The organism is Acidovorax sp. GW823-FHT01C06 (assembly GCF_058798375.1).
Genome location: NZ_JBXAKN010000009.1, coordinates 229,747 through 241,572 on the forward strand (window position 1 = coordinate 229,747; position 11,826 = coordinate 241,572).

14 protein-coding genes are annotated in these 11,826 nt (G+C 66.6%); 5 read left to right on the forward strand and 9 right to left on the reverse strand.

Annotation, left to right across the window (positions count from 1 at the left end):
- Positions 1–9 precede the first annotated feature (9 nt).
- The 5 genes from AC1RCS_RS18805 to AC1RCS_RS18825 all read right to left on the reverse strand — a co-directional run bounded on the left by AC1RCS_RS18805 (position 10) and on the right by AC1RCS_RS18825 (position 4,753).
- On the reverse strand, positions 10–714 hold the full coding sequence (locus AC1RCS_RS18805) for an ABC transporter ATP-binding protein (RefSeq protein WP_492246172.1): 705 nt from the start codon (positions 712–714) through the stop codon (positions 10–12).
- The gene (locus AC1RCS_RS18810; protein ID WP_218296464.1) at positions 711–1,496 is read right to left on the reverse strand and encodes an ABC transporter ATP-binding protein; all 786 of its coding nucleotides are present in this window, start codon (positions 1,494–1,496) and stop codon (positions 711–713) included. Before AC1RCS_RS18810 ends, AC1RCS_RS18805 begins: the two co-directional genes overlap by 4 nt.
- Positions 1,493–2,491, reverse strand: coding sequence for a branched-chain amino acid ABC transporter permease (locus AC1RCS_RS18815; protein ID WP_218339247.1), 999 nt, complete (start codon positions 2,489–2,491; stop codon positions 1,493–1,495). The genes AC1RCS_RS18810 and AC1RCS_RS18815 overlap by 4 nt, the downstream gene beginning before the upstream one ends.
- Before the next feature lie 8 nt (positions 2,492–2,499).
- Positions 2,500–3,360: a branched-chain amino acid ABC transporter permease gene (locus AC1RCS_RS18820; RefSeq protein WP_218296466.1), complete on the reverse strand. Its 861-nt coding sequence runs from the start codon at positions 3,358–3,360 to the stop codon at positions 2,500–2,502.
- 187 nt (positions 3,361–3,547) lie between these two features.
- On the reverse strand, positions 3,548–4,753 hold the full coding sequence (locus AC1RCS_RS18825; RefSeq protein ID WP_218296467.1) for an ABC transporter substrate-binding protein: 1,206 nt from the start codon (positions 4,751–4,753) through the stop codon (positions 3,548–3,550).
- Positions 4,754–5,015: 262 nt separating this feature from the next.
- Between AC1RCS_RS18825 and AC1RCS_RS18830 the strand changes: the two genes are divergently transcribed.
- Entirely contained in the window at positions 5,016–5,861 is an 846-nt protein-coding gene (locus tag AC1RCS_RS18830) for a FadR/GntR family transcriptional regulator (protein WP_218296468.1), read from the forward strand.
- 3 nt (positions 5,862–5,864) lie between these two features.
- Here AC1RCS_RS18830 and AC1RCS_RS18835 read toward each other — a convergent pair whose 3' ends face one another.
- The gene (locus AC1RCS_RS18835; protein WP_218296719.1) at positions 5,865–6,188 is read right to left on the reverse strand and encodes a YnfA family protein; all 324 of its coding nucleotides are present in this window, start codon (positions 6,186–6,188) and stop codon (positions 5,865–5,867) included.
- The gene (locus AC1RCS_RS18840) at positions 6,188–6,913 is read right to left on the reverse strand and encodes an ArsR/SmtB family transcription factor (RefSeq protein ID WP_218296469.1); all 726 of its coding nucleotides are present in this window, start codon (positions 6,911–6,913) and stop codon (positions 6,188–6,190) included. Before AC1RCS_RS18840 ends, AC1RCS_RS18835 begins: the two co-directional genes overlap by 1 nt.
- A 77-nt stretch (positions 6,914–6,990) precedes the next feature.
- Between AC1RCS_RS18840 and AC1RCS_RS18845 the strand changes: the two genes are divergently transcribed.
- Complete coding sequence (locus AC1RCS_RS18845) at positions 6,991–7,335, forward strand: NIPSNAP family protein (protein ID WP_010465174.1); 345 nt, start codon at positions 6,991–6,993, stop codon at positions 7,333–7,335.
- Positions 7,332–7,676, forward strand: a complete 345-nt coding sequence (locus AC1RCS_RS18850; protein ID WP_218339245.1) for an antibiotic biosynthesis monooxygenase family protein — start codon at positions 7,332–7,334, stop codon at positions 7,674–7,676. The genes AC1RCS_RS18845 and AC1RCS_RS18850 overlap by 4 nt, the downstream gene beginning before the upstream one ends.
- 12 nt (positions 7,677–7,688) lie before the next feature.
- On the opposite strand, the gene AC1RCS_RS18855 is transcribed toward AC1RCS_RS18850, so the two are convergent.
- Complete coding sequence (locus AC1RCS_RS18855) at positions 7,689–8,423, reverse strand: metallophosphoesterase family protein (protein WP_492246173.1); 735 nt, start codon at positions 8,421–8,423, stop codon at positions 7,689–7,691.
- A 114-nt stretch (positions 8,424–8,537) separates the two neighbouring features.
- Between AC1RCS_RS18855 and AC1RCS_RS18860 the strand changes: the two genes are divergently transcribed.
- Complete coding sequence (locus AC1RCS_RS18860) at positions 8,538–9,305, forward strand: hypothetical protein (RefSeq protein WP_492246174.1); 768 nt, start codon at positions 8,538–8,540, stop codon at positions 9,303–9,305.
- A 138-nt stretch (positions 9,306–9,443) separates the two neighbouring features.
- Here the strand turns inward: AC1RCS_RS18860 and AC1RCS_RS18865 are convergent, their stop codons facing one another.
- Entirely contained in the window at positions 9,444–10,868 is a 1,425-nt protein-coding gene (locus AC1RCS_RS18865) for an FAD-binding oxidoreductase (protein ID WP_218339242.1), read from the reverse strand.
- A 203-nt stretch (positions 10,869–11,071) separates the two neighbouring features.
- Here AC1RCS_RS18865 and AC1RCS_RS18870 point away from each other — a divergent pair, with 203 nt between their 5' ends.
- Complete coding sequence (locus AC1RCS_RS18870) at positions 11,072–11,755, forward strand: TetR/AcrR family transcriptional regulator (protein WP_218296475.1); 684 nt, start codon at positions 11,072–11,074, stop codon at positions 11,753–11,755.
- Positions 11,756–11,826: the final 71 nt, after the last annotated feature.

The window sequence follows — 11,826 nt, forward strand, 5'->3', positions numbered from 1 at the left end:
CTGAAAAATCTATGCCAGGCCCACGCTCAGATAGCGGTCCTTGATGGCGTCGTCGGCCAGGAAGGCGGTGTTGTCCGCCTCGTGCACGATGGCGCCCTGCTCGATCACGTAATGCCGGTCGGCCAGCTGGGTGCAGACCTCCAGGTTCTGCTCTACCAGCAGGATGGCCACGCCCGCGGCCTTGATGGTCTTGAGCTGCGCCACGATCTCTTCCACGATCACCGGGGCAAGCCCTTCCACGGGCTCGTCCAGCATCAACAGGCGCGGCGCATTCATCAGCGCGCGGCCGATGGCCAGCATCTGCTGCTCGCCGCCCGAGAGCTGGCCGCCGCCATTGCCGCGCCGCTCCTTGAGGCGCGGAAAGATGCGGTAGATGTCCGGCAACTGCCAGGGCGAGCGCTTGCGCTGGCCCAGCAGCAGGTTCTCCTCCACCGTGAGCAGTTTGAAGATACCCCGGTGCTCTGGCACCAGGCACACGCCGCGCTGGGCGATGGCATGCGTGGCCAGGCCCTGCACCTCGTCGCCCGCGAAGCGCACACGGCCCTGGGTGGGCGGAACCACGCCGCAGATGCTCTTGAGCGTGGTGGTCTTGCCCGCGCCGTTGCGCCCGAGCAGGGTGACCAGCTCGCCGTCGCCCACGCGCAGGTCCACGCCCTGCAGCACATGGCTCTTGCCGTAATGGGCGTGCAGCCCCTGGATGTCGAGGATCGTCATGCCGCCTTGCCCCCCGTGATCATGTTGCCCAGGTAGGCGCTGCGCACCCGGTCGTCGCTGCGGATGGCGTGCGGGTGCCCTTCGGCCAGCACGCGGCCCTGTTGCATCACCGTCACGGTGTCGGAGATGTCCATCACGATGTTCATGTTGTGCTCGATGAGTACCACGGTGTGCTCGTCCTTGAGTCCCTGGATCAGCCGCTTCATGTCATCCAGGTCGTCGATGCCCATGCCCGAGGTGGGCTCGTCCAGGAAGATCGCCTTGGGCCGCGCGGCCAGCGCCATGCCCACCTCCAGCCGGCGCTGCTGGCCGTGCGAGAGGTTGCCCACCGGCGTGTCGGCATGGCGCTCCAGCCCCAGGCGCGCCAGCACGCTGGCCACCACCTCGGCCTGCGAGCGCGCGCCCTGCGGCGCATGCCAGCAGTTGAGTGCATGGCGCGGCGCGGTGCCCTGGGCGGCCAGGCGCAGGTTCTCGCGCACGGGCAGAGTGAGGAACAGGCTGGTCACCTGGAAGGAGCGCGCCATGCCGCGCTGCACGCGGCGGTGGTCGGGCTCGTGCGTCACGTCGTGCCCGTCGAACACGATGCGCCCGCCGCTCACGTTCTTGGTGCCGGTGAGCATGTGGAACAGCGTGGTCTTGCCGGCGCCGTTGGGGCCGATGACCGAATGGACCGTGTTGGCGCGCACCTTGAGGTCCACGCCCGCCAGTGCGGCGAACTTGTCGTAGCGTTTTTCCACGCCCACGGCTTCGAGCAGGATGGGGGAGGGGGTTGCGGTGCTCATGCGTGGCCTCCTTGCGTGGCAGATGCGTCGGCCTTGCCGCCACGGCCCTTGCCGCGCAGCAGGTTCCAGGCCGACTCGCCCAGGCCCCACAGGCCGCGCTGCATGCCGAGGCTCACCACCATCAGCACCACGCCCAGGATCAGCAGCCAGCGCGGCCACAGCGTGGACAGCCAGTCGCCCACCAGCAGGTAGAAGGCCGAGCCGAGCAGCGAGGCCAGCAGGTTGCCCGTGCCGCCGATCACCGTCATGACGAGGATCATCTCGCTGGTGTGGTACTCGGCGCTCGCCAGCGGGGCGATGCCCGTCATCATGGCGTGCAGCGCGCCGGCCAGGCCCGTCACCGCGCCCGAGATCACGAAGGCCTGCAGCTTGAGCAGCTTGAGGTTGTAGCCGATGGCGCCCGCGCGCTCCTCGTTGTCGCGCACCGCCAGCAGCGTGCGCCCGAAGACCGAGGCCGACACCTTCTGCAGCAGCCAGAAGGCCACCAGGAACACCGTGGCCACGAAGCCGTAGTACTGCCAGGGCGAGGCCAGCGGCCACAGCGTGAAGCCGCCCACGGCCAGCGAGGGGCGCGGGATGTCCATCAGCCCGTTGTCGCCGCCCGTGATGCCAGGCATGGAGTAGGCGAGAAAGTAGAACATCTGCGCGAAGGCCAGGGTCAGCATCACGAAGTAGGTGCCGCGCTGGCGGATGGCCACCCAGCCCACGATGGCCGCGCCCAGCGCGCCCATCACCACGGCGAGCGCCAGGGCCAGCGGCATGGGCAGGGGCCAGCGCGTGAGCGTGAGGGCGATGGTGTAGCTGCCCAGGCCGAAGAAGATGCCCTGCCCGAAGGACAGCAGCCCGGTGTGGCCCAGCAGCAGGTTGCAGCCCATGGCGGCCAGGCCATAGATCAGCACCTCGCTGGCCAGCGAGCCCGATTGCATGGTCAGCGGCATCACCAGCACCACGGCCAGGGCCAGCAGCAGGTGGGAATTCTTGCGAAAAATCGTCATGGCGGTGTTCATCCTTTGCGGCCCAGCAGGCCATGCGGGCGCAGCAGCAGCACGGCGGCCATGGCGATGTAGATCATGAGCCGCGCCCCCTCGGGCCACACGGTGCTCATCACGCTCTGCACGATGCCGATCAGCAGGCCGCCGATCAGCGCCCCGGCAAAGCTGCCCATGCCCCCGACCACCACCACGATGAAGGCCACGCCCAGCGCCTCGATGCCCATGAAGGGCTCGGCCCCGCGCATGGGGGCGGCCAGCACGCCGGCAATCGCGGCGGTGGCCGCGCCCAGTGCGAACACCAGGCTGAAGATGCGGAACACGTTGATGCCGAGCAGCGAGACCATCTCGGTGGATTCGCTGCCCGCGCGCACCGCGCTGCCCAGGCGCGTGCCTTCGAGCACGTACCACAGGCCCACGGCCAGCACGGCGGTGAAGCCGATCACGAACAGCCGGTACTTGGGGTAGACGATGCCGCCCCACATGACCACGCCCTGCAGCAGGTCGGGCACCGGCACGCTGTCGCCGAGCGGGCCCCACTGCAGGATCACCAGCTCCTGGATGGCCAATGCCAGGCCCACGGTGACGAGGATGTGGAACTCGTGCGGCTTGGAATACACGTGGCGCAGCACCAGCTTTTCGGTGAGCCAGCCCAGGGCGCCCACGACCAGTGGCACCACGGCCAGCGCCAGCCAGAAGCTCAGGCCCCAGCGCGTCATCTGGAAGCAGAAGTAGGCGCCCAGCAGGTAGAACGCCCCGTGCGCGAAGTTCACGAAGCGCAGCAGGCCGAACACGATGGACAGGCCGACCGCCAGCAGGAAGTACAGCATGCCGATGCCGATCCCGTTGATGGCCTGTAGCAGGTAGATGTTCATGGGCGAGAGATGGAAGGAAAAATCCCAAGGCGCGCGGCTGCGGGCCGTGGAGGAGGGCGATGCGGCAGAGCTTGCGAGCGTCACCGCGGGTTTGCATTCAGCCGGATGGCCAGGCGGGAAGCCGCAGACAGTGCGTTAGCACGGCAAGGCTTCCCAGCGACGCCAGCCGGTTGAAGGCCAATACGTGTCAGGTGAGCTTGCAGCCGGTCTGGTCCAGGGGCAGGAAGGACTTGCCCGAGCTGACCACGTCCACGTAGTCGTCCTTGTTGGCCATCTTCGCCTTGGCCTTGCCCTTGAGCAGGTAGTAGTTCTTGAGCACCTGGTGGTCGCCCTTGCGGATCTCTTCGTCGCCCGTCAGGCCCTGGTACTTCATGCCTTCCATGGCGGCGATCACGGCCTTGGGCTCCACCGTGCCGGCCTTGATGATGCCGTCGATCATGAGCTTGGTGCAGATGTACGAGCCCGCCAGGCTGTAGTTGGGGTTGGACTTGAACTTGTCGTTGCTGCGCTTGACCAGGTCGAGGTTGAGCGGCGCATTGGCCGTGTGCCAGTACTGCGCGCCGAAGTAGATGCCTTCGCACAGGTCGGCGCCCAGCGACTCGAACTGCTCCAGCCCCGAGGCCCAGGCCACCAGGATGGTCATGTTCTTGTGCATGCCGAAGCTCACGGCCTGGCGCAGCGCGTCGGACGACTGCGAGCCGAAGTTGAGCAGCAGCAGCACGTCGGGCTTGGCGGCCATGGCGTTGGTCAGGTAGCCGCTGAACTCCTTTTCGGTCAGCGAGTGGTAGCTGTTGCCCACGTGCTCCAGGCCCTTTTCCTTGAAGATGTTCTTGGCGGCCGACAGCAGGCCGTCGCCGAACACGTACTGCGGCGTGATGGTGTACCAGCGCTTGGCCTTGGGCAGGGCCTCGGCCAGGGGGCGCACCGTCTGCTCGATGGCGCCGAAGGTGGGAACCGACCAGCGGAAGGTGGCGGCGTTGCAGTCCTTGCCCGTGATCTCGTCGGCGCCGGCGGTGGTGATGAAGATGCCGCCGGCCTTCTCGGCCTCCTTGCCCATGGCCAGCGATTCGGACGACAGGATGCCGCCCGCGAAAAAGCGCGTGCCCTGCTGCTGAGACGACTCCTGCACCTTGCGCACGGCCGTGGCTGGCTTGCCTTCCGTGTCCAGCACCGTGTAGGCCAGGGGGCGCTTGAGGACCGTGCCGTACTGCTCGATGGCCAGCTTCATGCCCAGGTCGGCGAACTTGCCGTTGGCCGCGAACGCGCCCGACATGGGCACCGGGCAGCCGAACTGGATGGCACCGCTGGACTGCGCCCAGGCGCTCTGGGCCAGGCCCAGCGATGCGGGCAGTGCGCCCAGGGCAGAGAGTTGCAAGAGGTGGCGACGGTGCATGGGGGGCTCCTGTGGAGGGGTTGAGGCCGGTTGGCCGATAGCGGGGCACGGCTTGTGCAAAGCACACTGCGTGCCACCGCCGCAGAGCGTCGTTGGCGCTCATTTCTGCTATTTATAGTGATAAATAGAATAAACACCGTGCGTGGAAACCCTGCATCCCTTCCGCTGCCCCCTTGCGGTGCATACACTGCACCATGAGCGGTACTTCGCCGCGCGGAGGCACCGCCGTGGCTGCCGGCCGACCAACGACAATTCCCTGAACATGGCAACCAAAACGTCCACACAGAAGCCGCTCAAAGCCCTCAAGCGCCCCGACCTGGTGGCGCAGGAGATCAAGCGCCTCATCACCGAGAAGAACCTGAGCCCGGGCGACCGCCTGCCGCGCGAGAGCGAGCTGCAGGCGCAGTTCGAGGTGAGCAAGGGCACCATCCGCGAGGCGCTCAAGTCGCTGGAGGTGCAGGGGCTGGTGACCATCTCCACCGGCCCCTCGGGCGGGGGCACCATCGCCGAGGTGCCGCTGGACCGCACCCTGCAGTTCATGCAGAACTACCTGTTCTTCCAGGAAGTGACCATCGACAACATCTACGCCGTGCGCCAGTTCCTGGAGCCCGAGCTGGCCGCCGGCGCCGTGCCGCACCTGACCGAGGCCGATTTCGAGGCGCTGGAGCACTCCATCGCCTGCTGCGACCCGGCGTCGAGCAGCGAGGACATGCTCAGCCAGCGGCGCGAGGACGTGAACTTCCACGACATCCTGGCCGCGGCCAACCCGAATCCGTTCCTGCGCTTCAATTGCGAGCTGATCAACGAGATGCTGCGCCAGCTCATCGTCTACGGCAACCGCACGCCCAAGGCCGAGCACCGGCGCTTTGGCGAAGTGAATGCCAATTTCCACCGCGAGATCGTGCGGGCCGCACGCGTGCGCGACGTGGAGACGGTGCGCACGCTGATGGCGCGCCACATGCAGGACGCGGCCAGCAGCGTCAAGCGCATGAAGGGGCGCATCCAGGGCCGGCTGATCCTCGATGCCGACACCCTGCGCAGTCCGCGCTCGGCCCATGTGCGGCCCAAGGCCACCAAGGGCGTGAAGTTGCCGAAGGCCGGGGAATAGGTGTCAGCGCGCGGGTTGCAGCACGATAAGCGCCATGCCCGCCAGCGCGACCAGCACGCCCGCCACGTCCCACGGCGTGGGCCGGATGCCGTCCACCACCCACAGCCACGCCAGGGCCACGCCGATGTAGACCCCGCCATAGGCCGCGTAAACGCGCCCCGCGCCTGCCGTGTCGTGCAAGGTGAGCAACCATGCGAACAGACCAAGGCTCAGTGCCGCGGGCAGCAGCAGCCACATGGGCTTGCCCTGCTTGAGCCACAGCCAGGGCAGGTAGCAGCCCACGATTTCAGCCAGGGCGGTGGCGATGAAAAGCAGCAGGGTCTTCATCATGTCCCGGGGCCGAGGAGGGGGATGGATGGGGGTGCGTTGGAGGTGGTGGCCAGCCACTGGCGCAACGCCAGCTCGCCCTTGGGCGTGAAATGCACCACGCGCGAGCCCTGTGCGCGGTGTGCCCAGCCGCCCTCGAAGAGCCGCTGCAGCAGCGCAGCCCCCAGCGCGCCGCCCAGGTGGTGGCGGCGTTCGCTCCAGTCCAGGCAAGGGCGGCACAGCATGCGCCGCTGCTGGGCCAGGGCGGGGGTGTCGATCCCGACCTGGGCAAACCATTGCGCGCCGGCGGGCGTTACCGCCGCACCCTGGGGCGTGGTCTGCAGCAGCCCCTGGCGCACCAGGGCTTCATAAAACTGCACGCCCACTTCGCCGGCCAGGTGGTCGTAGCACATGCGTGCGCGGCGCAAGGCAGGCTCGCGCGGGCTGGAGCGCAGGCGCACCGCGCCCGCGCGGAAGGCCACGTTCATCAGCGATTCCAGCAGGTGTGCCACATCGCGGTCGGCCAGCCGGAAGTAGCGGTGGCGGCCCTGGTGCTCGACGGTCAGCAGGCCCGCATCGAGCAGCTTGGCCAGGTGGGCACTGATGGTCTGCTTGGTGACGCCGGCAACTTCGGCCAGCTCGGTGGCCGTGAGCGCGCGGTCGGACATCAGCGCGGTGAGGACTTCGGCGCGACCGGCGTCGCCGATGAGCGCGGCAATGCGCGCAATGTGGGGACCATCTTTCATGGTTCGATGTTGAGCGAACCATCACGGGTCGTCAAGCGCCTATCGTGAGACCCTCACAACGCACTGGGCCACGCACCATGATCACCTGCTTCATCCGTTACGACATCGACCCCTTCCAGCGCGAGCTGTTCGCCGAATACGCACGCCGCTGGGGCCAGATCATCCCGCGCTGCGGCGGCCACCTGATCGGCTACTTCCTGCCGCACGAGGGCAGCAACTACGAGGCCTGGGGGCTCATAGGTTTCGAGTCGCTGGCCGCCTACGAGGCCTACCGCGCCCGCCTGCGCTCCGACCCCGAAGGCCGTGCCAACTTCGCCATGGCGCAGGAAAAGCGCTTCATCCTGCGCGAGGAGCGCACGTTCACGCAGGGCGTGGAAGGCACGCTGGACCTGCCCGCACACCCACTGGAGATCAGCGCATGATGGCCGTCATTTTCGAGGTACAGCCCGCTCCGGGCCAGCAGGACGCTTATCTGGGCGCTGCCGCTGCGTTGCGGCCTTTGCTGGAGCAGATCGACGGGTTTGTCTCCATCGAACGGTTCGAGAGCCTCAGTGCTCCCGGCAAGCTGCTGTCGCTTTCGTTCTGGCGTGACGAGGAGGCAGTTGCGCAATGGCGCCAGATGGAAGCCCACCGCGCCACGCAGAAAGCCGGCCGCGAGCGGATCTTCGACAACTACCGCCTGCGCGTTGCCGCCGTGGTGCGCGACTACGGCATGCATGACCGTGACCAGGCTCCCGCAGATTCGCGGTCAGTGCACGGCTGATGGGCGCGCGGGCTAGGCGGCGTAGCCAGTGAGCAGTGCGTGCTCCCAGTCCGGGCGCCCGTGTTGCCGGGCCAGCGCCGCCATGGCCGCGTGGTCGTAGGGCACGCAGATGTGTTCGCAATGCCAGCCGCCTGCGCGCTGTTCGATGAAGGCATAGCGTGCGTCGGGTGTCCCGGTCTGCACCGCGTGGGGCACGGGGTGGTCATCGCTGTAGGCCTGCAGTCCCACGCTGCCGGGGTTGACCAGCAGGCTTGCACCCTGCCGCACTGCGCGGGGCACGTGGGTGTGGCCGCATGTGATGACCGGTGAATGCTCGCCGCCCAGCCGGTCGGATATCTCTGCTGGGGTGGCCAGGCGCAGTGTGCTGCCGTCCAATGTTTCCAGCAGATATTCGTGGTCGCTGCGCGGCGAGCCGTGGCACAGGTAAATGTCGTCGCTGAAGCGATGCCAGGCCTTGAGCGTGCGAAGCCAGGTGAACTCCGCCTCGGTGAGCTGTGCGTGCGCGTACTGGTCCGAAGGGCCGCCGCGCCCGGGGCGCAGTTCCAGAACCTGGCGCTCGTGGTTGCCCGCCAGTGATAGCCAGCCCGACGCCATCAGCCACTGCGCCGTCTCGCGCGGCAGCAGCGGGCCCGAGAGGTTGTCGCCCAGGTTTACCACCTGATCAGCGCCCCGGCGGCGGATGTCTGCGGCCACCGCTTCCAGCGCGGCGAGGTTGCCATGAATGTCGGAGACGAGAGCTATGCGCATTTGGCAAAACTGGCTATGGAAGATTGTAGTGTGTCGAGGCGTTCGCCGATGTTCCTGTTGCAATCAACTACCCAAGGTATGCTTGAACTTCTTTAATATTTTTTGAAGAGCGCCATGGTCAAATTTCGTTGCGTTTCGGTATTGGTTTCCTGCGTGTTGGCTGCCTGTGGTGGAAGTGACGGCGGTGACGTTGAGCAGGTCGGCTCTGTGCCGGTCGATGCCACGCTGGAGGCGTCGCTGAAGGCCAATTGCAATGTTGCTCCTCCCCCCATTCCTGCCGGTAAGAGCAGAGAGGTGATTCTCCTGAAAGATCACAAGACCATCTATGCTGGTGCAGAGTCCTATGGTTCGGCATTGGCTGCCTCGGGCAGTTCATTCCCGGTCCTTCAAAACTACGAGCTTATTGCCACCAGGTCCGACAAGGGCTCATCCTCCGAAGCCCAGGGCCTCGCCAGTATCACGGGTCCACTGGGCGACAAAGCCATGGCTTGCGCCGTGAATCTTCGCAGGCCGTTGCCTGCGAACGCCAGCATGCGTTCCTACTACGGTGGATGGAATGTCCAAATGACCCTGGACGGAAAAGTTGTCGATTTCATCAACCACTCAAGCCGCGGCGTTTGGGGTGGTTTCGAGGTCGGTGCCAACTTCAGGCCCCGCCAAGCAGCGCTGAATTTCACGCTGCCCAATACGCAGCAAGTGTTAAAAGACGCGGCAATCTGCCAAGTCTATTTCCACATGGATACCAACCTGATCAAATGTGTGTCGGCAAAGCCGGGTGCGGTGTCGGGGAGCTACAGTGCGAATTGGGCAGACGTCGTTGCTCCTGGCGTCAACGAGAACTTTTTTAGCGTGATCCTAATTTCGACCATACCGAGGGCCTAGGGATAACGTGACGGGTGCGTGACGATCCTTGGAGGGTGTCCGCAAACCCATCACCGCCCGGGTTTTCTCGTCAGCGCTGGTACTGCATGAGCGCGCTCCCGAATCAGGGGCGCCTTGCAACTGGATGATGCGCAGAAATCACAGCGCGAAGATCTTTCCCGGATTCAGGATGTTCTTCGGGTCCAGCGCCCGCTTGATGGCGCGCATCATGTCCACCGCGCCAGCCCCGGTTTCATCGAGCAGGAAGCCCATCTTGTGCAGGCCCACGCCGTGCTCGCCCGTGCAGGTGCCGCCCATGCTCAGCGCGCGGGCCACCAGCTTGTGGTTCAGGTCTTCCGCGGTCACGCGCTCTTCGGGGATGTTGGGGTCGAGCAGGTAGCCAAAGTGGAAGTTGCCGTCGCCCACATGGCCCACCAGGAAGTAAGGGATGCCGCTGTCCTCGGCTTCCTGTACCGAGTCGAGCAGGCAGTCGGCCAGGCGGCTGATGGGCACGCAGGTGTCGGTGCTGATGGCGCGGCAGCCGGGGCGGCTTTGCACGGCGGCGAAGTAGGCGTTGTGCCGCGCGGTCCACAGGCGCGTGCGTTCTTCGGGCGTGCTGGCCCATTCAAAGGCATTGCCGCCAAACTCGCTGGCGATGTCCTGCACCGTCTCGGCCTGCTCCTTCACGCTCGATGGCGAACCGTGGAACTCCATCAGCAGCATGGGTTCTTCGCGCAGGGTGAGCTTGCTGTGCGCGTTGACCATGCGCACCGTGTGGTGGTCGATGAGTTCCACGCGCGCGATCGGCACGCCGAGCTGGATGGTCTGGATCACGGTGTGCACGGCGGCCTCGATGCTCGGGAACGAGCAGATCGCGGCGCTCACGGCCTCGGGCAGCGGGTACAGGCGCACGGTGATCTCGGTCATGATGCCCAGCGTGCCCTCGCTGCCCACCATCAGGCGCGTGAGGTCGTAGCCCGCGCTGCTCTTCTTGGCGCGCGTGCCGGTGTGGATGACTTCGCCGCTGGCCGTGACCACCTGCAGCGCCAGCACGTTCTCGCGCATGGTGCCGTAGCGCACGGCGTTGGTGCCGCTGGCGCGCGTGGCGCTCATGCCGCCAATGCTGGCATCGGCGCCGGGGTCGATGGGGAAGAACAGGCCCGTGTCCTTGATCGCATCGTTGAGCTGCTTGCGCGTGATGCCGGGCTGCACGGTCACGGTGAGGTCTTCGGCATTGATGCTCAACACCTGGTTCATGCGGCTCACGTCAATGCTGATGCCGCCCTGCACGGCCAGCAGGTGGCCTTCGAGCGAGGAGCCGGCGCCGTAGGGAATCACCGGCACCTCGTACTGGCTGGCCAGCTTCACGGCGTCGGCCACGTCCTGCGTGCTCTCGGCGAACACGACAGCGGAAGGTGGCGGCGCCTGGAAGGAACCTTCGTCCCGGCCATGCTGCTCGCGCACGGCCTGGGCCAGCGAGCACCGTGCACCAAAGCGGGTCTGCAGCGCTTCGATGAGGGCCTGGGGCACTTCGCGCAGGTTGATTTCGGGGAGAAGGTGGGCGGCGGCGGTGGGGGCGTTCATGGGTTGTCTCCAGGGTGGTCGAAAAGAATACCACCGGCCTTTGCGGGGCGCCATGGCAGTGGTCAGGCAGGTGCAAGCTGGCCCGGACCCCGCGGGTGCACAAGGCGCGCGGGCACTGCGCGGCGTGGTGCGGGTATTCACGGGCTTGTTGGCGGGTGCTCGCTTAAATACATTACGTTTGAAATGTATATTGTGAAAGCGCCATGAACCACCGTGTTTCCCCCAAGGCGGGGGTGCGCCGCACGCATGCCGAGCGCAGCGCCGCCACCCGCCAGCACCTGATCGCCACGGCCATCGATGTGATCCAGAACCGCAGCCTGGAGGAGATGTCCATCCATGAACTGGCCAAGTCGGCGGGCATGACGTCGGGGGCGGTGCAGCACCACTTCACCTCCAAGGCGGTGCTGATGATGAACGTGCTCAGCGAGCTGATCGAGTCCAGCGTGCTGTCGGGCGCACTCTGGCCCGACAGCACGCTGGCGCCCCGCGAGAGGGCGACCCTTTTCGTGCAGGCCGTCTGGGGCCTGGTCTATGCGCAGCCGCGCTTCATCGTGGCGTGGAACATCTACCTGGGCTGCCGCAACCAGCCGGAGGTGCTGGGCCACATTGCCGAGCTGCGCCAGAGCGTGCAGGCGCGCATGCGCGACGGGTTCTTCAAGGCATTTCCCGAACTGGCCCACGAGGCCGACCGCGATGGCCTGCTGGGCCTGGTGCTGTCCTCGCTGCGCGGGCTGGGGATGCTGCAGCTTTTTGCACCTGCGCGGCAGGACACGCCGGATGCTGCGCAACAAGCCCAGCTGGCCTGCCTGGCCGACCTGATCGCCACCCGCTGCGAAGCCGCAGCCGCCAGTGCCGCGCCCGCCAAGGCGCGAGCGCCTCGCCGCTAGGCCCTGGGTGCCGCCGCACCGGCGCGCACCTGCGCACGTTTGCGGGAGCCCCGCCAGGCGCCTGCGCAACG

Coding starts and splice junctions, on each gene's coding strand:
- AC1RCS_RS18805 (WP_492246172.1), bottom strand. CDS start 714: ATGACGATCCTCGACATCCAGGGGCTGCACGCCCATTACGGCAAGAGC.
- AC1RCS_RS18810 (WP_218296464.1), bottom strand. CDS start 1,496: ATGAGCACCGCAACCCCCTCCCCCATCCTGCTCGAAGCCGTGGGCGTG.
- AC1RCS_RS18815 (WP_218339247.1), bottom strand. CDS start 2,491: ATGACGATTTTTCGCAAGAATTCCCACCTGCTGCTGGCCCTGGCCGTG.
- AC1RCS_RS18820 (WP_218296466.1), bottom strand. CDS start 3,360: ATGAACATCTACCTGCTACAGGCCATCAACGGGATCGGCATCGGCATG.
- AC1RCS_RS18825 (WP_218296467.1), bottom strand. CDS start 4,753: ATGCACCGTCGCCACCTCTTGCAACTCTCTGCCCTGGGCGCACTGCCC.
- AC1RCS_RS18830 (WP_218296468.1), top strand. CDS start 5,016: ATGGCAACCAAAACGTCCACACAGAAGCCGCTCAAAGCCCTCAAGCGC.
- AC1RCS_RS18835 (WP_218296719.1), bottom strand. CDS start 6,188: ATGAAGACCCTGCTGCTTTTCATCGCCACCGCCCTGGCTGAAATCGTG.
- AC1RCS_RS18840 (WP_218296469.1), bottom strand. CDS start 6,913: ATGAAAGATGGTCCCCACATTGCGCGCATTGCCGCGCTCATCGGCGAC.
- AC1RCS_RS18845 (WP_010465174.1), top strand. CDS start 6,991: ATGATCACCTGCTTCATCCGTTACGACATCGACCCCTTCCAGCGCGAG.
- AC1RCS_RS18850 (WP_218339245.1), top strand. CDS start 7,332: ATGATGGCCGTCATTTTCGAGGTACAGCCCGCTCCGGGCCAGCAGGAC.
- AC1RCS_RS18855 (WP_492246173.1), bottom strand. CDS start 8,423: ATGCGCATAGCTCTCGTCTCCGACATTCATGGCAACCTCGCCGCGCTG.
- AC1RCS_RS18860 (WP_492246174.1), top strand. CDS start 8,538: ATGGTCAAATTTCGTTGCGTTTCGGTATTGGTTTCCTGCGTGTTGGCT.
- AC1RCS_RS18865 (WP_218339242.1), bottom strand. CDS start 10,868: ATGAACGCCCCCACCGCCGCCGCCCACCTTCTCCCCGAAATCAACCTG.
- AC1RCS_RS18870 (WP_218296475.1), top strand. CDS start 11,072: ATGAACCACCGTGTTTCCCCCAAGGCGGGGGTGCGCCGCACGCATGCC.